Genomic DNA, 21,892 nt, shown 5'->3' with positions numbered 1-21,892 from the left:
CGCGGGTGTCTTGACCGCTAATGATCGTTCTCACGCCCAGCGTGGGAACGATCAGGTGGAGGTATTGCGATTGGCATACATCCGACACTCCGCCAGCAACGCCAGCAGATTCGGATCGCGCTCCTTGGCCTTCAGGAACACCACGCCAATGTGCTGCTGCAACCGGTACTTTTCCTGCAACGGGATCAGCTTCACCCGATTCTCATACACCGCCGCAATCCGCCCCGGCAGCAACGCATAACCCACTCCCGAGCTGACCATGCTCAGCAGGGTGAAGATGTCGTTGACCTGCATCGCCACTTTCGGCTCGAAACCCGCCTGCTTGAACACCCGGATCCCGTCCTGGTGCGTGGCGAAGCCCTGGGTCAGGGTGATGAAGGTTTCGTCGCGCACTTCCGCCAGGTCGACTTCCGCCCGTTGGGCAAACTTCGAATCGGCCGGGGTGGCGAGGAAGATGTCGTCGGAGAACAGTTGAATCTGCTCGCAGTCCGGGTCGTTGACGCTGTCGTCCAGGGACACCAGGATCGCGTCGACTTCCATGTTTTTCAGCTTGTAGAGCAGGTCGATGTTCGAGCCGAGGATCAGGTCGATGTTGAGTTCACTGCGGCGGATTTTCAGGCCCATGATCAGCTGCGGCACGGTCTTCACCGTCAATGAATACAGCGAGCCGAGTTTGAAGCGTTCCGCCGAGAACCCGGCCGCTTCGCGGGTCAGGCGCACGCTTTCGACCACGTCCTGAATTAGCTTCTGCGCCCGTTCTTCCAGCACATAAGCGCTTTCCAGCGGCGTCAGGTTGCGGCCTTCGTGCTTGAACAACGGACAGCGCAGTGCGCTTTCCAGGGAATGAATGGCCCGGTGCACGCTGACGTTGCTGGTCTGCAACTCGGCAGCGGCCCGGGCCAGGTTGCCGGTGCGCATGAAGGCCAGGAACACCTCGAGTTTTTTCAGGGTCAACTCTTCGTCGATCAGCATGGGCCGCACTCTTATTCGAATGGCTCGATTGTGCACGCATGTTGGGAATACGGGGATATGTGTCCTGAAACATTGCGCTTTTAGTCTCAAGGGCTGAGCCTTGCGCCATGTTGTAACGAAATTTGAGGAAAGCGATTCATGTATCACGGGGAACGATTGAACGCCTGGACGCATTTGGTCGGGGCGGTGGCGGCGACGGTCGGGGTGGTGTGGATGCTGGTGATCGCCAGCATGGACGGCAGCCCGTGGAAGATTGTCAGCGTGGCGATTTACGGTTTCACCTTGATGGTGCTCTACAGCGCGTCGACCGTGTACCACAGCGTGCGCGGGCGCAAGAAAGAGATCATGCAGAAGGTTGATCACTTTTCGATCTATTTGCTGATCGCCGGCAGCTACACGCCGTTCTGCCTGGTGACCCTGCGTGGGCCGTGGGGCTGGACGTTGTTCGGCATTGTCTGGGGGCTGGCGTTGATCGGCATCCTGCAAGAGATCAAGCCGCGCTCGGAGGCGCGGATTCTGTCGATCGTGATCTACGCGGTGATGGGCTGGATCGTGCTGGTGGCGGTCAAGCCCCTGCTTGCGGCGCTGGGCTCGACCGGTTTTGCCTGGCTGGCGTCGGGCGGGGTGTTGTACACCGTGGGCATTATCTTTTTTGCCCTCGACCATCGCCTGCGCCATGCCCACGGGATCTGGCATCTGTTCGTGATCGCCGGGAGCCTGCTGCACTTTGTGGCGATTCTGTTTTACGTGCTCTAAACGATAATGCGTCCTGTAGGAGCGAGGCTTGCCCGCGAAGGCGGCGTGTCAGTCAGCATAAATGTTGAATGTACCGACGCTTTCGCGGGCAAGCCTCGCTCCTACGGGTGATGGGGCCCTAGAAGTCCCCCCACAATTGCTGACGCTTTCGCGAGCAGGGACACATTACAGAATCAATCGATCCAGTTGCGCCTGCGCCCTGCGGCTGAAGACCTGCAACAGGTCGCTCAAGGTATGCGGCGGCGGTTCGTCGGCGCGGGTCACGGCGTACAAGGTGATCGGCAGCGCCGGTGCCAGGGGACGAATCGCCGTGGCGGCGGGGGAGGCGCCGAGGGCGGTGAACGGGTCGATGACCGCCAGCCCGGCCCCGGATTCCACCATCGCCCGGGCCAGTGAATAAGTTTGCACGGCAATGCGCACTCGCGGCGGCGGATCGACCGCTTCCAGGTAGCTGTCGAGCCGGGCGGCCAATGGGTCGGCGCTGGACAGGCCGATCAGCGGCGCGCCGGCCAGTTCGAGCAATGGCAACGGCTGGCCGTGGCTGTCAGCGGGCCAATAACCCAGCGGCGCCAACGCCACCAGCATCCCGCTGGCCAGGGCTTGGGCCTTCAGCCCCGGATGATCCGGCGGCTGCAACGTCAGGGCGACGTCCACTTCGCGCATCAACAGGTTCTGCATCAGCTCACGGCTGTGGGCGCTGGACAGTTCGCAGACGATGTCCGGGTAACGTTGTGTCCATTCGTTGATCGCCGGTGGCAGCAGCGACAGCGCTAACGCCGGGATCGCGCCGATCCGCACGCTGTGGCCCGGCTCGCGGCGCAGGCTCTGGGCCAGGCGTCGCACACCTTGCAGGCTTTCGGTGACCTTATCGACCTCGCGCTCAAGCTCCAGCGCTTCGGGCGTGGCCTGCAATTTACCGCGCACCCGCAGGAACAACGCAAAGCCCAGTTGCTGCTCGGCGTGTTGCAGCACCTTGCTCACCGCCGGCTGCGAGACGTGCAGCAACTGCGCGGCACCACTGACCGAACCGGTCTGGCGGATGGCTTGGAAAATCTCGATGTGACGCAGGCGCATGGCGAGTCCATAACCTTTGTTTATGGGTTAGCCATCTTTATGCATTGTTCAACGGCTGTCACCTGGTCCTAACCTGGGGCCTGTTTCAACAACGGTTAAGGACAGGCATGGCTCAGCGGGTTTGCATCATCGGCGGCGGCGTCATCGGGCTGACAACGGCTTACGCACTGGTGCGCGACGGCATCGACGTGACGCTGGTCGAGGCCCGGGACTCGCTGGCCAGCGAAACCAGTTTCGCCAACGGCGGCCAGTTGTCCTACCGCTACGTCGCACCGCTGGCCGACGCCGGCGTGCCGTTGCAGGCGATCGGCTGGATGCTGCGCGGTGACTCACCCCTGAAGCTGCGCCCGCGCCTGGACCCGGCGCAATGGCGCTGGATGGCGTCCTTTCTGGCGGCCTGCCGCAGCTCGGTGAACCAGCGCAACAGCGCGCATCTGCTGCGCCTGGCGCTGCTCAGCCAGGCGACGTTGCAAGGCTGGCGCGAGAAAGATCGTCTCGACGGCTTCGACTGGCGGCGCAACGGCAAACTGGTGACGTTTCGTGAAACCACGAGTTTCGAGCATGCGCGCCACGGTCTGGCTGATCCACAACAGCAGCAGGTGTTGTCCCGGGCCGAATGCGCCGAACTGGAGCCGGCACTTGCCGAGGCGCCGTTCGTGGGCGCGATTTACACCCCCGATGAAGAAGTCGCCGACTGCCACGGGTTCTGCCAGCAACTGGTGGCCCGGCTCAAGGCGTCGGGGCGTTGCGAGTTTTTGCTCGGGCAAACGGTCACCGGCATTCGCCACACGGACGGCGCGGTGCAGGCCATCGAAATGGGCGCGCAGGTGTTGCCGGTCGAGCAACTGGTGATCGCGGCCGGGCATCGCAGCCCGGCGCTGGCGTTGCCCGGTATGAACCTGCCGCTGTACCCGCTCAAGGGCTATAGCCTGACCGCACCGATTCGCGCCGAACATCGGGCGCCGGACCTGAGCATCACCGATTACAACCGCAAGATCGTTTACGCCCGCATCGGTGCTCAACTGCGGGTGGCGGCGATGGTCGACATTGTCGGCTTCGACCCGGCGCTCGATCCCAAGCGCCTGGCGCTGATCAAACGCCAGGCCCGGGACACCTTGCCCCATGCCGGCGACTACGACGCCGCCATCGAATGGGCCGGCATGCGCCCGGCGACCCCCAGCGGCGTGCCGCTGATTGGCGCCACGGCGTACCGCAACCTTTGGCTCAATCTCGGCCATGGCGCGCTGGGCTTCACCTTGGCCTGCGGCAGCGCGCGACTGCTCAGGGATTTGCTGACGCAGCGCGCACCTTCGATTGAAATGCACGGCCTCGCGCCTCGCGTCGCCTGACTTGAGCTTGATAAGGAAGAACCGATGAGCATCAACCGAATCAACAGCAACAGCCGCCTCTCCGCCGCCCTGACCTTTGGCGAACTGGTGTTTCTCTCGGGCCAGGTGCCGGGCGAGAGCCGCGACGTCAGCGGCCAGACCGCCGAGGTGCTGGCGAAAATCGATGCGCTGCTGGCCGAGGCCGGCAGCGACAAGGATCACCTGCTCAGCGCGACTATTTACCTAAGCGACATTGGCCGCGATTTCGCCGCCATGAACGAGGTCTGGTCGCAATGGCTGTCGCTGGGCAAGGCGCCGACCCGCACCACCTTGCAGGCGCAACTGGCCCGTCCCGAAGTACTGGTGGAAATCACCGTGATCGCCGCCCGCCGCTAATCGCCCCACCCACAACGGAGAATAACAATGCAAAAAATCACGTTGATCGGCTGCACCTTCGGCCTGCTGCTTGGCAGTCAGGTCCAGGCCACGGAAGCGCCGCTGACGGGCACGCTGAACAAGGTCGCGAATGCCAAGAGCATCACCCTGGGCTATCGCGATGCGTCGGTGCCGTTCTCCTACGTGGGTGATCACTCGGGGCAGCCGATGGGTTACTCGGTGGACCTGGCGGGCAAGATTGTCGAGCGCATCAAGCAAAAACTCGATCAGCCGAACTTGCAGGTGAAGTACAACCTGGTGACCTCGCAAACCCGCATTCCGCTGGTGCAGAACGGCACGGTCGACCTTGAGTGCGGCTCCACCGGGGTGACGGCCGAGCGCCTGCAGCAAGTGGCGTTTTCCTACGGGTTTATCTATGTGAAAGGGCAGTTGCTCACGGCCAAGGACAGCGGGATCAAAAGCTTCGCCGACCTGCGCGGCAAGAATGTCGTGACCACCGCCGGGACCACCAATGAGCGGTTTCTGAAGAGCTACAACGTCGATCACAAAATCGACATGTTCGTGATCAGCGCCAAGGACCACGGCGAAGCGTTCCAGATGTTGCAGTCGGGCAGGGCGGCGGCGTTTTACATGGACGATGCGCTGCTCTACGGCGAACGGGCCAAGGCTCGCGATCCGCATAACTGGGTGGTGGTGGGTGAGGAACAATCGCGGGAAATCTACAGCTGCATGGTGCGCAAGGGCGATCCGCAATTTCTTGAGTTGGTGAACTCGACCCTCGCCGACCTGTACAGCTCGGGGGAAATCAACGGCATCTACAACCGCTGGTTCCAGCAGCCGATCCCGCCCAAGGGCTTGAACCTGGAGTTTCCGATGACCAGCGAGTTGAAAGCGATCATCGCCAAACCGGTGAGTGAGCCGGTGCAATAACCGCCTCCTGATCCTGATCGTTGATCGTTGATCGTTCCCACGCTCCGCGTGGGAATGCAGCCCGGGACGCTCCGCGTCCCATCCAGAGCCGAACGCAGAGCGTCCGAAGAGGCATTCCCACGCAGAGCGTGGGAACGATCAAATTCCCAATGACCAGCGAGCTGAAAGCGATCATCGCCAAACCGGTGAGTGAGCCGGTGCAATAACCGCCTCCTGATCGTTGATCGTTCCCACGCTCCGCGTGGGAATGCAGCCCGGGACGCTCCGCGTCCCATTCAGAGCCGAACGCAGAGCGTCCGAAGAGGCATTCCCACGCAGAGCGTGGGAACGATCAAAGGCTGCGATCTTTTTTAGAAATCACCCCAAAGCTGCTGAGCCACCGCCAACGCCACCACTGGCGCGGTCTCTGTGCGCAACACCCGCGGCCCCAGTCGAGCCGCATGAAAACCCGCCCCTTTGGCCTGATCCACTTCCGCCTCCGACAACCCCCCTTCAGGGCCGATCAGAAACGCCAGAGTCTGCGGCTTGGCATGACTCACCAGCGGCTGCGCCACCGGATGCAGCACCAGCTTCAATTCCGCCTCGGTCTGCTTCAACCAATCCGCCAACAGCAGCGGCGGATGAATCACCGGCACCCGTGAGCGCCCGCACTGCTCGCAAGCGCTGATCGCCACCTGGCGCCAGTGCAGCAGGCGTTTGTCGGCGCGTTCGTCCTTGAGGCGGACTTCGCAGCGGTCGGTGAAGATCGGGGTGATTTCCGTCACGCCCAGTTCGGTGGCTTTCTGGATCGCCCAATCCATCCGCTCGCCACGGGACAGGCCCTGGCCGAGGTGGATCGACAACGGCGACTCCACTTGCCCGATGAAGCTTTCATCGAGTTGCACCACCACGCGTTTCTTGCCGACTTCCACCAGCGAACCCCGAAACTCGTGGCCCGAGCCGTCGAACAATTGCACCGCATCACCCTCGGCCATGCGCAGCACGCGGCTGATGTAATGGGCCTGGGCCTCGGGCAACTCGTGCTCGCCGGTGCTCAGGGGGGCGTCGATAAAGAAGCGGGACAGTCTCATCTTGGGTCTCTAAAAATTGGCTCGGAATCGCTTTTGTGGCTGCTGACTCTTTGTGGCAAGCTCCCTCGCCACAAGGGTTATGCAGTGCCTGTTAGCCCGGATCGCGGAAGCCGGGGTGAAAGTCTTCCGGCACCGACACGCTGACGCTATTGCGGGTCGCAATATCGATCCCTTCACTGGCCACTTCGGCCAAAAAGTCGATCTGCTCCGGGGTAATCACATACGGCGGCAGGAAATACACCACGCTGCCCAACGGGCGAAGTAAAGCACCGCGCTCCAAGGCGTGCTTGAACACTTTCAAGCCACGGCGCTCTTGCCACGGGTAGGCTTCCTTGGTCGCCTTGTCCTTGACCATCTCGATGGCCAGGACCATGCCGGTCTGGCGCACTTCCGCCACGTTCGGGTGATCGACCAGGTGCGCGGTGGAGGTGGCCATGCGCTGGGCCAGGGCCTTGTTGTTCTCGATGACGTTGTCTTCTTCGAAGATATCCAGCGTCGCCAGTGCCGCTGCGCACGCCAGCGGGTTGCCGGTGTAGCTGTGGGAATGGAGGAAGGCGCGCAGGGTCGGGTAGTCGTCGTAGAAGGCGCTGTAGACGTCGTCGGTGGTCAGCACCGCCGCCAGTGGCAGGTAGCCGCCGGTCAGGGCTTTGGACAGGCACAGGAAGTCCGGGCGGATGCCGGCCTGTTCACAGGCGAACATCGTCCCGGTGCGGCCGAAGCCGACGGCGATTTCGTCGTGGATCAGGTGCACGCCATAACGGTCGCAGGCTTCGCGCAGCAGCTTGAGGTACACCGGGTGGTACATGCGCATGCCGCCCGCGCCTTGAATCAACGGCTCAAGGATCACGGCGGCGACGGTGTCATGGTTCTCGGCCAGGGTCTGTTCCATGGCGACGAACATGTTGCGCGAGTGTTCTTCCCAGCTCATGCCTTCCGGGCGCAGGTAGCAATCCGGGCTCGGCACCTTGATGGTGTCCATCAGCAGGGCTTTGTAGGTTTCGGTGAACAGCGGCACGTCGCCCACCGCCATCGCCGCCATGGTTTCGCCGTGATAGCCGTTGGTCAGGGTGACGAAGCGCTTCTTGTTCGGCTGGCCGCGATTGAGCCAGTAGTGAAAGCTCATTTTCAGCGCGACTTCGATGCAGGACGAACCGTTATCGGCGTAGAAGCACCGGGTCAGGCCTTCCGGGGTCATCTTCACCAGGCGTTCGGACAGCTCGATCACCGGCTGATGGCTGAAACCAGCAAGGATCACGTGTTCCAGTTGATCGACCTGGTCCTTGATGCGCTGATTGATTCGCGGGTTGGCGTGGCCGAACACGTTGACCCACCAGGAACTGACGGCGTCGAGGTAGCGTTTGCCTTCGAAGTCTTCCAGCCAGATGCCTTCACCGCGCTTGATCGGGATCAGCGGCAGCTGTTCGTGGTCTTTCATCTGGGTGCAGGGGTGCCACAACACGGCCAGGTCCCGTTGCATCCACTGATTATTCAGGCCCATTTACAGTCTCCTCGAGGCGGTCCGCGGCAGGCGCGGGCAAACAATCGCGCAAGCCTATGCAATGCATCGCGCCGGGACAACCCATTGTGTCGATTGAGCTACTTTGTATGGGGAGATAGACGTCGCTGGCGGCGTTTTGATGGCTGACGTATTCTTCGCGGTTCTTTGAGTCGTCTGACTCGCAAAACTGCTTTTTCCTACCTGATTTCCGGAGTTCGCTGAATGTCTGCTGGTTGGCTGCGCGCCTGTGCGCTGGTGATGTTGGGGCTGTTCAGCGTGTCTGCGCTGGCCAAGGATAAAACGGCGATCGTGATCGGCGGCGGGCTTTCGGGCCTCACCGCGGCCTACGAGCTGCAAAACAAAGGCTGGCAGGTCACCCTGCTGGAAGCCAAGCCGAGCCTGGGCGGTCGCTCCGGCATGGCCACCAGCGAGTGGATCGGCAACGACAAGACCCAGCCGGTGCTGAACAAGTACGTGTCGACCTTCAAGCTCGGCACCACGCCGGCGCCTGAATTCGTGCGTACGCCGGGCTACCTGATCGACGGCGAATACTTCACCGCCGCCGACCTGGCAACCAAGCAACCGGCCACCACCGAAGCGCTCAAGCGCTACGAAAAGACCCTCGACGACCTGGCGCGCTCGATCACCGACCCGCAGAACCCGGCGGCCAACAGCACGCTGTTCGCCCTGGACCAGATCAACGTGGCCAACTGGCTCGATCGTCTGACCCTGCCAGCGACTGCCCGTCAGTTGGTGAACCAGCAGATTCGTACCCGTTACGACGAACCTTCGCGCCTGTCGCTGCTGTATTTCGCACAACAGAGCCGGGTGTACCAAGGCGTTTCCGACCGTGACTTGCGCGCTTGGCGCCTGATCGGCGGTAGCCCGGTGCTGGCCCAGGCCTTCGTCAAACAACTGAAGACCATCAAAACCAACTCGCCAGTCTCGGCCATCACCCAGGACAAGGACGGCGTGACCGTCAAGGTCGGCAGTGTTGGCTACCAGGCTGACTACGTGGTGGTCGCTGTGCCATTGCGCGCCCTGAGCAAGATCATCATGACCCCGTCGCTGGATGCCCAGCACATGGGCGCGATCAAGGGCACCAACTACGGTTGGCGCGACCAGATCATGCTGAAGTTCAAGACCCCGGTCTGGGAAAGCAAGGCGCGCATGTCCGGCGAGATCTACAGCAACGCCGGCCTCGGTATGTTGTGGGTAGAGCCGGCGCTCAAGGGTGGCGCCAACGTGGTGATCAACCTGTCCGGCGACAATGCGCGGGTGATGCAGGCTTTCGGCGACAAGCAGATGGTCGATCAGGTGCTGATTCGCCTGCACGCGTTTTATCCACAGGCGCGCGGTTCGTTCACTGGTTATGAAATCCGCCGCTACAGCACCGACCCGTCGATGGGTGGCGCTTACCTGGCCTTCGGTCCGGGCCAGATCAGCAAGTACTGGCGCCTGTGGGAGCGTCCGCTGCAACGCGTAGCGTTTGCTGGCGAACATACCGACACCTTGTACCCGGGCACCCTGGAAGGCGCTTTGCGCACTGGCCAGCGTGCGGCCAGTCAGGTTGAAGACCTGGCGGCGGGCAAGTCGTTTGAACCGGTGAAAGTTGTGCCGGCAGCGACCGCAGCAGCGGCCGGCGCAGTGGCGGCGAAGAAAGGTAACTTCTTCACCAACCTGTTCGGCGGTTCGGATGACGACAAGAAGCCAGAACCGGTCAAGGCCCCAGAGCCAGTGACCCCGCCAGCTCCGGCCCCTGCTCCAGTGCCAACCCCGGCCCCGGCGCCAGTGGAAGCACCGAAGCCAGCGGCACCGGCCAAGGCCGAGCCTGCGAAGAAAGCGGCCAAGCCTGCGGCGAAGAAGCCAGCAGCGAAAACCGATGCTAAAAAGGCTCCGGCCAAGAAAGCTGAACCGGCGAAGAAGCCAGCGGCCAAGAAGCCTGCTGCAACGACACCGGCAGCGACCGATACCAAAGCGCAGTAAGGCTTTGGGTTGAAAAAGAAAGCGCGGCAGTGATGCCGCGCTTTTTTTACGCCTGAAGAAAAGGGCCCTCACGATTCGAATAAACCGGATGGCGCAGGTGTTCTTGGCCTGGACTACCTGGTTTTTCAGAGATTGGCGTCTTTAATCTTTCCTTAACGCATCCCTAAGAGACTCTTGATCGTATTTCTCGATATTTCAAAGCGAAATTTTCCGCTTTAAATCGATAGATAACTCGATAGTCTTGGGCCAGCACTTACAGGGACTTGGCAATGCAACTACGAAACTCTACTGCTCGCTACGGCTGGGTCAGCATCTTCATGCACTGGGGCGTAGCGCTGGCGGTGTTCGCAATGTTCGCGTTGGGTCTGTGGATGGTCGGTCTCGGTTATTACGATCCCTGGCGCAAGGCAGGGCCGGATATCCACAAGAGCATCGGTCTGATCTTGCTGGCGTTGATGGTGTTTCGCGTGGTGTGGCGCCTTATCAGCCCACCGCCACCGACCTTGACCAGCTACAGCCGCATGACGCGCCTGGGCGCGAAATTCGGGCATGCCTTTCTGTATCTCTGCCTGTTTGCTGTGATGATTGCCGGTTACCTGATTTCCACCGCAGAAGGCGTCGGGATCCCGGTGTTTGATTGGTTTGAAGTGCCTGCACTGGTGTCCGGACTACCGGACCAGGCAGATACCGCAGGTGCGATTCATCTGTACCTGGCGTGGGCGCTGGTAATTTTTTCCGGTCTCCATGCGTTGGCAGCATTGAAGCACCACTTTATCGACCGTGATGTGACCCTTAAGCGAATGCTGGGTCGCAAAGCCTGAAATTCAACCTCGACTCCAAAAGGAAATAAAGCATGTTGAAAAAGACTCTCGCCGCTCTGGCAATCGGTTCTGCGCTGCTGTCCGCTAACGTGATGGCTGCTGACTACACCGTCGACAAGGAAGGCCAGCACGCCTTCGTTGACTTCAAGATCAGCCACTTGGGTTACAGCTACATCACCGGTTCCTTCAAGGATATCGACGGCAAGTTCAGCTTCGACGCTGCCAAGCCAGAAGACAGCAAGATCGAGTTCAACGTGAACACCGCCAGCGTTTTCACTAACAACGCTGAGCGCGACAAGCACATCTCCAGCAAAGACTTCCTGAAAGTAGCTGATTTCCCTAAAGCTACGTTCGTGTCCACCGGCGTTAAAACCACCGGCAAAAACGCCGACGGTAAAGTCACTGCCGACGTGGCGGGCAACCTGACTATTGCTGGTGTCACCAAACCAGTTGTGGTCAAGGCCACTTTCCTGGGTGAAGGCAAGGATCCATGGGGCGGCTACCGTGCCGGCTTCGAAGGCACCACCAGCATCAAGCGCTCTGATTTCGGCAAGATGATGGACCTGGGTCCGCAGTCCGACGCGGTTGATCTGTACGTCACGTTTGAAGGTGTGAAAGCGAAGTAACCTTCGCCGCTTCAACAAAAACGCCCCCGATCTCGCGATCGGGGGCGTTTTTTTATGGCCGAACACAAATTGCATGGACGACAAAACCCTGTAGGAGCGAGGCTTGCCCGCGAAGGCGCCATCCGCGACACAACAGAAACCGAGTTGCCCCCGTTCGCGGGCAAGCCTCGCTCCTACAGGGGTTGGTGCGCATAAAAAATGCCCCGAATCTCGCGATCCGGGGCATTTTTGGTTACTGCGTTAAATCAGCGATTGCGAGTCAGCAATGCTGGTTTTTCGCCGCGTGGGCGGCCTGGCAGTTGATCCAGTTGCTCAGGCGTCGGGAACCGATCGGTTTTCGACTCTTTATGGATGATCTTCGGTGCCGGGCCACGCGGGTTCTGCACGGCCGGTTCCGAACGAGGCTGGTCGTCGGTGCGGGCCGGGCGGCGGTTGCGGGACTCTTCGCGACGGGCCTGACCGTCACGTGGCGCGCCGTTGCGTGGGCCGCTGCGCTTGGCTGGCGGGGTGCCGGTGGTGGCGCCGTCGCTGCTGCGCGGACCGCTTTGGCGACCCTGAGGCTTGCCGCCGGTGCGCGGAGCACCAGCACCTGCGCCCGCCGCCGCGCCTTGTGCCGGAGCACCCGGACGACGACCACGGCCCTGGGCCGGTTTGGCTTGCGGCACGTAGTCAACGCGGTTACCGAAGTTATCCACGTCATCGTCCAGGAACTCGTCCGGAGCGCGATCAGCCGCCGCAGCGCGTGGCGCCGGACGCTGTTGTTCGCGGGCCGGAGTGCCTTCGCGTGGTTTGTGCTCACGGGCAGGACGATCGCCACGGCCAGTAGCGGCAGGTTTTTCCTTGCCGCCCTTGTCCTTGCCTTTGTCTTTACGACCGCCGCCACCGCCAGTGCCGTTCGGACCGTCGCCGCGCGGGCCACGTGGGTTGCGCGGGTTACGCACATCCGGACGCTCGCGGACTTCTGGCTTCTCGGCTTCTACAGCGCTGGAGTCGAAGCCCATCAGGTTGCCGTCGGCAATCTTCTGCTTGGTCATGCGCTCGATGCTTTTCAGCAGCTTCTCTTCGTCCGGGGCGACCAGCGAGATCGCCTCGCCCGAACGACCGGCCCGGCCCGTACGGCCGATACGGTGCACATAGTCTTCGTCGACGTTCGGCAGTTCGAAGTTGACCACGTGGGGCAACTGGTCGATGTCGAGGCCGCGAGCGGCGATGTCGGTGGCAACCAGGATGCGCACTTCACCGGCCTTGAAGTCGGCCAGGGCTTTGGTGCGCGCGTTCTGGCTCTTGTTACCGTGGATCGCGACGGCGCTCAGGCCGTGTTTGTCCAGGTACTCGGCCAGGCGGTTGGCGCCGTGCTTGGTGCGGGTGAAGACCAGAACCTGTTCCCAGGCGCCGGCGGTAATCAAATGCGCCAGCAAGGAGCGCTTGTGGCTCGCGGCCAGGCGGAACACACGCTGTTCGATACGCTCGACCGTGGTGTTCGGCGGCGTGACTTCGATGCGTTCCGGGTTGTGCAGCAGTTTGCCGGCGAGGTCGGTGATGTCTTTGGAGAAGGTCGCCGAGAACAGCAGGTTCTGGCGTTTGCTCGGCAGACGGGCAAGGACCTTTTTCACGTCATGGACAAAGCCCATGTCGAGCATGCGGTCGGCTTCGTCCAGCACGAGGATTTCCACGTGGGACAGATCGACGCTGCCTTGACCGGCGAGGTCGAGCAGGCGGCCAGGGCAGGCCACCAGCACGTCAACACCGCGGGACATGGCCTGAACCTGTGGGTTCATGCCGACGCCGCCGAAGATGCAGGCGCTGACGAACTTCAGGTCACGGGCATAGACCTTGAAGCTTTCATGGACCTGAGCCGCGAGTTCGCGGGTAGGGGTCAGGACCAGGACGCGCGGTTGGCGCGGGCCGTGACGCTGGGATTTGTCCGGGTGACCGTTGGGGAACAACCGCTCCAGGATCGGAAGGGCGAAGCCGCCGGTTTTACCAGTACCTGTCTGCGCCGCAACCATCAGGTCGCGACCTTGCAACACGGCGGGGATAGCCCGCTGTTGCACCGGAGTAGGCTCGGTATAGCCCGCTGCCTCGATGGCACGGACTAAAGCCTCGGAGAGACCGAGGGAAGCAAAGGACATGAGTAATCCTGTTTTAGTTAGGGCTTGGCCCAATGGGAGTCTTGCCTGGCGCGAATGGCGTTTAAGAGGACGCAATCCCGTCCGGTCCTGCTGGGTTTCGAAGGCTCGTCTGGAGCGCTCGCGCGGGCTGAAAAGCTGCGCTGTAGCGGGGTCGAGATGCCTTGAACGATTCCGAGCGTCCGGGCGTGAGCCTGGCGGGAAGGCCGGAGTATAACAGAGCATTCACTGCGCGCCGCTTTCCTGCTGCTCAACGGTTTTTCCACGGGCGGCGGTGATGCCTGGCGCTTGCAGATCGGGGGCCGGGCCGGCGCCATAACGGGCGCTCAGCTCGGCGTAGGCGGGCTCGCGCTTGAAGCGCTTGAGTTCGGCGCCGAAACGTTGCACCAGCAAATCCATGCCGGCATTGCGTCGGACCGCCAGGAATTGGCTCTGGTGACTGATGATCGTCGGGTTTTCGCTGATCTGATCGCGAATCTTTAGCTCATCCAGCAAATGCTGGCCGACCCGGCGGTCAGTGATCAACAGGTCGATGCGCCCGCGCAGCAGCTTGCCGAAGTTGGCTTCGTGGGTCGGCGCCGGCTCCCGGGTAAACAATGTCGAACCGCTGAAGTCCTCGCTGTAGAGATAACCCGGCGAGGTGCCGATGGTCAGGCCTTTGAGTTCTTCAAGGGTGCGAAACGGATGAGGTCGTTCGTTGGCGTAGAACATCACGAACTCGACTTCCGAGAGCGGTTCGCTGGGGTAGAGCAGGGTGGCGTCGCGTTCGTCGCTGTGGAAAATATCCAGCGCACCGTCGGCCTGGCCGGTGTCGAGCATCGACAGGCAGCGCTTCCAGGGCAGGAATTGCCATTCCACTTCGATGCCCAGGCGTTTGAAGACGATGGCGGTGGTTTCGTAGTCCAGGCCCAGGGCTTTGCCGTTTTCCTCGTACACGTACGGCGCCCACGGCTCTGTGACAATGCGCAATTTCTCGCCCCGGGCGGCGAAGCTCAGGCAAGTGAAAAGAAGCACGGTCAGTAACTGCGCGATCAATGGCATGACTTGAGATTACGACGAGAAACCGTAAAGAGCCAGAAACGGGATCCAGAAGCTCTGTTTCGGGCGTTGAAAGCAAAAGATCGCAGCGCTCGGAGGCGCGTGGGCGCTGCCGAAGGCTGCGATCTTTTGATCTGGCTTGTCGCTTTCAACTTGAAGCTTGCAGCTGTTTTACCGCGGCAACTTCAGGTTATTCCACACCGCCAGACTCGGCTCAGCCTGGTTCAACGTATAGAAGTGCAACCCTGGCGCGCCACCTTGCAGCAGGCGTTCGCACATTTCGGTGATGACTTGCTCGCCAAAGCCTTGAATGCTCTGGGTGTCATCGCCGTAGGCTTCCAGTTGCTTGCGGATCCAGCGCGGGATTTCCGCACCGCAGGCATCGGAGAAGCGCGCGAGTTTGCTGTAGTTGGTGATCGGCATGATCCCCGGCACGATCGGGATGTTCACGCCCATCGCCCGTACTCGCTCGACAAAGTAGAAGTAGCTGTCGGCGTTGAAGAAGTACTGGGTGATCGCGCTGTCGGCGCCGGCGTTGGCCTTGCGCACGAAGTTGTTCAGATCGTCTTCGAAATTGCGCGCTTGCGGATGCATTTCCGGGTAAGCGGCGACTTCGATGTGGAAATGATCGCCGGTTTCTTCACGAATGAATTCAACCAAGTCGTTGGCGTGGCGCAGTTCACCGCTGGCCATGCCCATGCCCGAAGGCAGGTCACCGCGCAGGGCAACGATACGGGTAATGCCGGCAGCCTTGTATTGCGTCAGCAGGCTGCGCAGGTCGTCCTTGCTGTCGCCCACGCAAGACAGATGCGGTGCGGCCGGGACTTTGACTTCACTTTCGAGCTGCAACACGGTGTTGATGGTGCGATCACGGGTCGAACCGCCAGCGCCATAGGTGCAGGAAAAGAAATCGGGGTTGTACGTCGCCAGCTGACGGGCAGTGGCGAGCAGTTTTTCATGCCCAGCATCGGTCTTGGTCGGGAAGAACTCGAAGCTGTAGCGACGGTCTTGGGACATGGAGGGGACCTCCAGCTGCAAGTTGCAAGCTGCAAGAGGGCGTAGCGCCGACTCTCGTAGTTGAAGCCCGCAACTCACGGCTGCAAAAAAGCGATGAAGAAGCAAGCACCTGCCTCAAGCCACAAGTAAACGAACCGCTTTTACTTGCCGCTTGAAGCTTGCCACTTGCAGCTGCTGTCAGTACCGGTAGGCGTGCGGCTTGAACGGGCCTTCGACGGTCACGCCGATGTAGTCGGCCTGGGTCTTGGTCAGTTGAGTCACGACGCCGCCGAAACCGCGGACCATTTCCAGGGCCACTTCTTCGTCGAGTTTCTTCGGCAGTACTTCAACGGTCAGGCGCTCGGCTTTCTGGGCTGGCGACAGGTCGGCGTACTTCTGACCGAACAGGAAGATCTGCGCCAGCACCTGGTTGGCGAACGAACCGTCCATGATGCGGCTTGGGTGACCGGTGGCGTTACCCAGGTTAACCAGACGGCCTTCGGCCAGCAGGATCAGGTAGTCGTCGTTTTGGGCGTCGAATGCGCCAGGGCCGGTGCGGTGGATCTTGTGAACCTGTGGCTTCACTTCTTCCCATGCCCAGTTCTTGCGCATGAAAGCGGTGTCGATTTCGTTGTCGAAGTGGCCGATGTTGCAGACAACAGCGCGCTTCTTCAGGGCCTTGAGCATGTTCGAGTCGCACACATTGACGTTACCGGTGGTGGTCACGATCAGGTCGATCTTGCCCAGCAGCGCTTTGTCGATGGAGGCTTCGGTGCCGTTGTTGATGCCGTCGATGAACGGCGAAACCAGCTCATAGCCGTCCATGCAGGCTTGCATGGCGCAGATCGGGTCAACTTCGGAAACCTTGACGATCATGCCTTCCTGACGCAGGGACTGGGCCGAGCCCTTGCCCACGTCACCGTAACCGATGACCAGCGCTTGCTTGCCGGACAGCAGGTGGTCGGTGCCGCGCTTGATCGCGTCGTTCAGGCTGTGACGGCAGCCGTACTTGTTGTCGTTCTTGCTCTTGGTCACCGAGTCGTTGACGTTGATGGCCGGGATTTTCAGCTCGCCCTTGGCCAGCATGTCCAGCAGACGGTGCACGCCAGTGGTGGTTTCTTCGGTGACGCCGTGGACGCGGTCCAGGATCGCCGGGTATTTCTTGTGCAGCAGCTCGGTCAGGTCGCCGCCGTCGTCGAGGATCATGTTGGCATCCCAAGGCGCGCCATCTTTCAGGATGGTTTGCTCCAGGCACCACTCGTACTCTTCTTCGGTTTCGCCTTTCCAGGCATACACCGCGATGCCGGCAGCGGCGATAGCAGCAGCGGCCTGGTCTTGAGTCGAGAAAATGTTGCAGGACGACCAGCGTACTTCGGCACCCAGGGCAACCAGGGTTTCGATCAGCACGGCAGTCTGAATGGTCATGTGGATGCAGCCGAGAATCTTGGCGCCTTTGAGCGGCTGCTCACCGGCGTACTTGCGGCGCAGACCCATCAGGGCAGGCATTTCGGATTCGGCGATGATGGTTTCGCGACGACCCCAGGCAGCCAGGGACATGTCGGCAACTTTGTAATCGGTAAAATCTGCAGGCGTGATGACAGCGCTCATGATGAGCCTCCATTCGTAATGTATGCGAATGGGCGCCGTTGTGCGTTTAGTGTCTGGCCAGGGCCAGGCAACGCCCCATCCGAGCCTGACAGGTTTGACCTGCTGCAGCGCCCCTCGGACAGGTGGCGGGAAAACGGTAGTAGCCGTTTTGAAACGGTGGCGATTATAGCTTTCTTTGTCCGGCTAGTGGCAAGTGACAAGCTACAAGCGGCAAGTAACAGCGAATCTGCTTTTACTTGCAGCTTGTCGCTTAAAACTTGAAGCTGGGGGCAGAAACCTATCGCTCAAACGCCTCAACCCCGGAGCCCCCCATGAATTTCCACACCCGCAAATGGGTAAAACCCGAAGACCTCAACCCCAACGGCACGCTGTTCGGCGGCAGCCTGTTGCGCTGGATCGACGAAGAAGCGGCGATCTATGCGATCGTCCAGTTGGGCAACCAGCGCGTGGTCACCAAGTACATTTCCGAGATCAACTTCGTCAGCGCCTCGCGCCAGGGCGACATCATCGAACTGGGCATCACCGCCACCGAGTTCGGCCGCACCTCGATCACCCTGACCTGCGAAGTGCGCAACAAGATCACCCGCAAAAGTATCCTGACCGTCGAGCGCATGGTGTTCGTCAACCTCGGCGAAGACGGCCTGCCGGCGCCCCACGGCCGCACCGAAATCCTCTACGTCAAAGACCAGTTCAAGGATGACGTCGTCGTCGATTGATGATCGTTCCCACGCTCCGCGTGGGAATGCAGCCCGGGACGCTCTGCGTCCCAAAGCGTGACGCAGAGCGTTACAAGAGGCATTCCCACGCAGAGCGTGGGAGCGATCTGCCGAGGTCAGTGAACAGCTCCGAACCCCGCGTGTCGTACCTACATGACACGCCACCGGTTCCGGAGCTCCATGGACACTCAAAAAGACGGCAAGACCCCGAACCTCTCGGCTGAAGAGCAGCACGAAGCCGACCGCAACCAGCCGCCCCGGGCGGCGGTGTTGCATGAAATCATCCGCACCCAGGGCGATCAGGAGCTGGAACGCAGCGTCGCCGCGCTGTGGTGGTCGGCCCTGGCCGCCGGCCTGACCATGGGCCTGTCGCTGATGGCCATGGGGCTGCTCAATTCCCGCCTGCCGGACGGCGAAGGTTTCAAGGTGATCGCCAGTTTCGGCTACTGCGCCGGTTTCCTCGCGGTGATCCTGGCGCGCCAGCAACTGTTCACCGAAAACACCCTGACGGCCGTGCTGCCGATCATGACCAAACCCACGTTGAGCAATTTCGGGCGCTTGCTGCGCCTGTGGGGTGTCGTGCTGTTCGGCAACCTGTGCGGGACGTTGCTGGTGGCCTACGTGATGCTGCACCTGCCAATCTTCGACACCAACACCGACCTGGCCTTCCTCGACATCGGGCGCAAGATCATGGAAAACAGCGCCAGCCAGATGTTCGCCAAAGGCATCATTTCCGGCTGGATGATCGCCACCATGGTCTGGATGATCCCGTCCATGGAGAGCGCCAAGATGTGGATCATCATCCTCATCACCTACCTGATGGCGCTGGGGGATTTCACCCACATCGTCGTCGGTTCGGCGGAGGTGTCGTACCTGGTGTTTGCCGGCGAGTTGCCGTGGAAGGATTTCTGGCTGGTGTTCGCCGGGCCGACGCTGGCGGGCAACATCATTGGCGGCAGTTTCATTTTTGCCCTGATCAGCCATGCCCAGGTGCGCAGTGAAAGCAGCACGCCGAACAAGGCTGCGGATCTGCCCGGGAAGCCTGACCCGCAGAAGATCAAAAAGTAATCAGTGATGCTCGGCCTGTGCCGTTGGCGCAGGCTCATCCCGGGTCACGTACTTGACCAGTTTGCCGATGCTCAAACCCTGCAACAGGATCGACGACAACACCACGATGTAGGTGATGCTCAGGATCAGATCCCGCTCCGGGCCCAGCGGCAACGCCAGGGCCAGGGCTACCGACACACCGCCGCGCAAACCACCCCAGGTCAGGATTCGGATCGTCCCGCGCGGCACGGTGCGCCAGCGCCGCAACAGCAGGATGGCCGGGGCCACGGTCAACAGACGCGACAGCAGAATCGCCAACGCCAGCAAACTCGCGGCCAATACGTGCAGCCAGTTGAATGGCAGCAGCAACAGTTCCATGCCGATCAGCGCGAACAGCAGGGCGTTGAGCATGTCGTCGAGCAGTTCCCAGAAACCGTCCAGGTACTTTCGGGTCATGTCGTTCATCGCCAGGTTGCGCCCCAGGTTACCGATGATCAGACCGGCGACCACCATCGCGATCGGCGCGGACACGTGCAGCTCCGAAGCCATGGCCGAACCGCCGATCACCAGCGCCAGGGTCAGCATCACTTCGATCTGATGCTGCTCGATGCTCTTGATCATCAGGTACACCAGGTAACCGATCAGCCCGCCAAACACCACGCCGCCAATCGCCTCGTGGGCGAACAGCATGGCCGTGGCGCCGACGGTCGGGGTTTCGCCCAATTGCGCGATACCCAGCAACACGGTGAACACCACCACCGCCGTGCCATCGTTGAACAGCGACTCGCCGACGATCGTGGTTTTCAGCGGCTTGGACGCGTTGGCGGTCCGCAGCACACCGAGCACCGCAATCGGGTCGGTGGGGGAGATCAGCGCGCCGAACAGCAGGCAATACAAGAAGCTCACGTGCCAGCCGAACAGGGCAAAAATGTAATAGGCGAGGCTGCCGATCACCGCCGTGGCGATCAATACGCCGAAGGTCGCGAGCAGGCCGATGGGCCAGCGGTAACTGCGCAGGTCGCTCAGATTGACGTGCAGGGCGCCGGCGAACAGCAGGAACGAGAGCATCCAGTTCATCAGCAGATCACCGAAGTCGATCTGGCCGATCAGCTGTTGTACGCGCTCTTCGAGACCGGGGTAGCCGAGCAGGCTCAGGCCTTGCAACAGCAGGGAAAACATCAGCGCCGTGACCATCACACCGATGGTGGGGGGCAGGCCGATGAAGCGGAAATTCACGTAGGTGAGGAGGGACGTGAGGCAGATAAACGCAGCGACAAGTTCAAGCATCCGGGGTCCTTTGGATGGTGGGTGGAGTTGGGCACGATGCGGGTCGTGCATGAGGTTGGATGGGCTGTCGCAAGTCAGGGACACAAATACGATCCCCTGTGGCGAGGGGGCTTGCCCCCGTTGGGCTGCGAAGCGGCCCTCAAATCTGCAATCGCGGTAAATCAGGATGAGCGCGGTGTCTGGATTGCGACTGCTGCGCAGCCGAACGGGGGCAAGCCCCCTCGCCACAGGTTAATGCAGTGCGTCGAGTCAGCCGGACACATTGACCGCAGCCGCCCCGCGCCGTTGCAGGTAGATATAGAACAGCGCCGTCAGCACCGTCAGCCCGCTGACCAGCGCCCCCGTCCACGGCAAATCCGCCAGGTCCGCGCCACTGGCCACCACCAGCCCGCCAATCCACGCGCCAGCGGCATTGCCGAGGTTGAATGCACTCTGGTTCAACGTCGAGCCGAGGTTCGGCGCCTCATGCGCCTGATCAATGATCAGCAGTTGCAGGATCGGGCACAGGGCAAACGCAAAAATCCCCCACAACACCAGCGTAATCGCCGCCGGAATCACCGAATGGCTGGTCTGGCTGAACGCCGCCAGCACCACCGCGACCGCCAGGGCCATGCCCACCAGCGAAGGCAGCAAGCGACTGTCCGCCAAGCGCCCGCCGAGCATGCTGCCCGCCGTCAGACCCACGCCGAACAACAGCAACATGATCGTCACGCCGTGGGGGCTGACGCCGGTGATGTCTTGCAGGATCGGTGCGATGTAGGTGAAGACGCTGAACAGACTGGTGGACGCCAGCACGCTCATGCCCAGGGCCAGCAACACGTTGACCTTGCCCAGCACCTTGAACTCGCTGGCCAGGTTCGCCTTGTCCATGACGATGTCTTTCGGCAACCACACCCATTGGGCGATGGCCGCGATCACGCCGATCACCGACACCGCCCAGAACGTCGAGCGCCAACCGGCATATTGGCCGAGCGCCGTGCCCAGTGGCACGCCGAGCACGTTGGCAAGGGTCAAGCCGGTGAACATCATGGCAATCGCCTGGGCCCGTTTGTTCGGCGCCACCAGACCGGCCGCGACCACCGAACCGATACCGAAGAACGCTCCGTGGCACAACGCGGTGACCACCCGCGCAGCCATCAGCGTCGCGTAGTTCGGCGCCAGGGCGCAGAGGATGTTGCCGAGGATGAACATCAGCGTCATGCCCAGCAGCGTGGCTTTGCGTGGCATGTTCGCGGTGCCGATCGCCAGGATCGGCGCGCCGAACACCACGCCCAGGGCGTAGCCGGTAATCAACAGGCCGGCGTGGGGAATGCTCACGGCGAGGTCGCGGGCGACATCGGGCAGCAAGCCCATGATGACGAATTCAGTGGTGCCGATGCCGAACGCGGCAACAGCGAGGGCAAGCAAGGCGAGTGGCATGCGCAAGGTCTCTGTCGGTAGTCTTGACGCTCGGATCAGGCATACGCAGGCCATCGGCCGTTCTCGAGGAGAGCGGGCGGGGGCAGGAATTATTGGAATTAGTCTGTGCGCAACTGAGTGCGGCGTGGTCGCTTGCAGTATAAACAGCTGCGGACATATGGCGAATCAATTATCTGCCCGCTTTCCGTAGGAGCG

The 21,892-nt window shown here is 61.4% G+C and carries 19 protein-coding genes and 1 riboswitch; of the genes, 9 read left to right on the top strand and 10 right to left on the bottom strand.

The window, feature by feature from the left end:
* Positions 1-51 precede the first annotated feature (51 nt).
* Positions 52-972 carry a LysR family transcriptional regulator gene (locus tag ACY4LX_RS31525; protein WP_149659707.1) on the bottom strand — a complete coding sequence of 307 codons (921 nt, stop codon included), beginning with the start codon at positions 970-972 and terminating at the stop codon, positions 52-54.
* 138 nt (positions 973-1,110) lie between these two features.
* On the opposite strand from ACY4LX_RS31525, the gene trhA reads away from it, so the two are divergent.
* Positions 1,111-1,728, top strand: a complete 618-nt coding sequence (gene trhA, locus ACY4LX_RS31520) for a PAQR family membrane homeostasis protein TrhA (protein ID WP_054044362.1) — start codon at positions 1,111-1,113, stop codon at positions 1,726-1,728.
* Positions 1,729-1,893: 165 nt separating this feature from the next.
* Here the strand turns inward: trhA and ACY4LX_RS31515 are convergent, their stop codons facing one another.
* Positions 1,894-2,802 (bottom strand): LysR family transcriptional regulator, encoded by a 909-nt coding sequence (locus ACY4LX_RS31515; protein ID WP_463258733.1) that lies wholly within the window; start codon positions 2,800-2,802, stop codon positions 1,894-1,896.
* Positions 2,803-2,909: 107 nt separating this feature from the next.
* Here ACY4LX_RS31515 and ACY4LX_RS31510 point away from each other — a divergent pair, with 107 nt between their 5' ends.
* From ACY4LX_RS31510 to ACY4LX_RS31500, 3 genes are read left to right on the top strand one after another with little or no spacing between them, the layout of a single operon-like run.
* A complete protein-coding gene (locus ACY4LX_RS31510) occupies positions 2,910-4,151 on the top strand; it encodes a D-amino acid dehydrogenase (RefSeq protein ID WP_463258732.1) in 1,242 nt (413 codons plus the stop codon).
* Between the two features lie 24 nt (positions 4,152-4,175).
* Positions 4,176-4,526, top strand: a complete 351-nt coding sequence (locus tag ACY4LX_RS31505; RefSeq protein ID WP_463258731.1) for a RidA family protein — start codon at positions 4,176-4,178, stop codon at positions 4,524-4,526.
* Between the two features lie 27 nt (positions 4,527-4,553).
* Positions 4,554-5,456: a transporter substrate-binding domain-containing protein gene (locus ACY4LX_RS31500; RefSeq protein WP_463258730.1), complete on the top strand. Its 903-nt coding sequence runs from the start codon at positions 4,554-4,556 to the stop codon at positions 5,454-5,456.
* A gap of 350 nt (positions 5,457-5,806) precedes the next feature.
* Here ACY4LX_RS31500 and ACY4LX_RS31495 read toward each other — a convergent pair whose 3' ends face one another.
* Together ACY4LX_RS31495 and ACY4LX_RS31490 are read right to left on the bottom strand one after the other, a co-directional pair.
* Positions 5,807-6,526: a 16S rRNA (uracil(1498)-N(3))-methyltransferase gene (locus ACY4LX_RS31495; protein ID WP_463258729.1), complete on the bottom strand. Its 720-nt coding sequence runs from the start codon at positions 6,524-6,526 to the stop codon at positions 5,807-5,809.
* Positions 6,527-6,617: 91 nt separating this feature from the next.
* The gene (locus tag ACY4LX_RS31490; RefSeq protein ID WP_149659701.1) at positions 6,618-8,024 is read right to left on the bottom strand and encodes an adenosylmethionine--8-amino-7-oxononanoate transaminase; all 1,407 of its coding nucleotides are present in this window, start codon (positions 8,022-8,024) and stop codon (positions 6,618-6,620) included.
* Positions 8,025-8,246: 222 nt separating this feature from the next.
* On the opposite strand from ACY4LX_RS31490, the gene ACY4LX_RS31485 reads away from it, so the two are divergent.
* The 3 genes from ACY4LX_RS31485 (at position 8,247) to ACY4LX_RS31475 (ending at position 11,457) form a co-directional block, all read left to right on the top strand.
* Positions 8,247-10,010, top strand: a complete 1,764-nt coding sequence (locus ACY4LX_RS31485; RefSeq protein ID WP_463258728.1) for a flavin monoamine oxidase family protein — start codon at positions 8,247-8,249, stop codon at positions 10,008-10,010.
* A 269-nt stretch (positions 10,011-10,279) separates the two neighbouring features.
* Positions 10,280-10,831, top strand: a complete 552-nt coding sequence (locus ACY4LX_RS31480) for a cytochrome b (protein WP_149659699.1) — start codon at positions 10,280-10,282, stop codon at positions 10,829-10,831.
* A 32-nt stretch (positions 10,832-10,863) separates the two neighbouring features.
* On the top strand, positions 10,864-11,457 hold the full coding sequence (locus ACY4LX_RS31475) for a YceI family protein (RefSeq protein WP_463258727.1): 594 nt from the start codon (positions 10,864-10,866) through the stop codon (positions 11,455-11,457).
* A gap of 245 nt (positions 11,458-11,702) precedes the next feature.
* On the opposite strand, the gene ACY4LX_RS31470 is transcribed toward ACY4LX_RS31475, so the two are convergent.
* The 4 genes from ACY4LX_RS31470 to ahcY form a co-directional block, all read right to left on the bottom strand.
* A complete protein-coding gene (locus tag ACY4LX_RS31470; RefSeq protein ID WP_149659697.1) occupies positions 11,703-13,589 on the bottom strand; it encodes a DEAD/DEAH box helicase in 1,887 nt (628 codons plus the stop codon).
* A gap of 222 nt (positions 13,590-13,811) precedes the next feature.
* A complete protein-coding gene (locus ACY4LX_RS31465) occupies positions 13,812-14,627 on the bottom strand; it encodes a substrate-binding periplasmic protein (RefSeq protein ID WP_463258726.1) in 816 nt (271 codons plus the stop codon).
* A gap of 168 nt (positions 14,628-14,795) precedes the next feature.
* Complete coding sequence (metF, locus tag ACY4LX_RS31460) at positions 14,796-15,641, bottom strand: methylenetetrahydrofolate reductase [NAD(P)H] (protein ID WP_123599646.1); 846 nt, start codon at positions 15,639-15,641, stop codon at positions 14,796-14,798.
* 177 nt (positions 15,642-15,818) lie between these two features.
* The gene (gene ahcY, locus ACY4LX_RS31455; RefSeq protein WP_133835625.1) at positions 15,819-17,228 is read right to left on the bottom strand and encodes an adenosylhomocysteinase; all 1,410 of its coding nucleotides are present in this window, start codon (positions 17,226-17,228) and stop codon (positions 15,819-15,821) included.
* A gap of 23 nt (positions 17,229-17,251) precedes the next feature.
* A riboswitch (S-adenosyl-L-homocysteine riboswitch) is annotated at positions 17,252-17,350 on the bottom strand.
* Between the two features lie 189 nt (positions 17,351-17,539).
* On the opposite strand from ahcY, the gene ACY4LX_RS31450 reads away from it, so the two are divergent.
* Positions 17,540-17,944, top strand: a complete 405-nt coding sequence (locus ACY4LX_RS31450) for an acyl-CoA thioesterase (protein ID WP_123514743.1) — start codon at positions 17,540-17,542, stop codon at positions 17,942-17,944.
* A 180-nt stretch (positions 17,945-18,124) separates the two neighbouring features.
* Positions 18,125-19,012, top strand: a complete 888-nt coding sequence (locus ACY4LX_RS31445) for a formate/nitrite transporter family protein (protein WP_463258725.1) — start codon at positions 18,125-18,127, stop codon at positions 19,010-19,012.
* Here ACY4LX_RS31445 and ACY4LX_RS31440 read toward each other — a convergent pair whose 3' ends face one another.
* Both ACY4LX_RS31440 and ACY4LX_RS31435 read right to left on the bottom strand, forming a co-directional pair.
* Positions 19,013-20,278 (bottom strand): cation:proton antiporter, encoded by a 1,266-nt coding sequence (locus ACY4LX_RS31440; protein WP_149659695.1) that lies wholly within the window; start codon positions 20,276-20,278, stop codon positions 19,013-19,015.
* A gap of 249 nt (positions 20,279-20,527) precedes the next feature.
* Entirely contained in the window at positions 20,528-21,697 is a 1,170-nt protein-coding gene (locus tag ACY4LX_RS31435) for an MFS transporter (protein WP_149659694.1), read from the bottom strand.
* Between the last annotated feature and the right edge of the window lie 195 nt (positions 21,698-21,892).

This window comes from Pseudomonas sp. Emmai (genome assembly GCF_055179735.1).
This window is presented reverse-complemented; position numbering and strand designations above follow the sequence as displayed.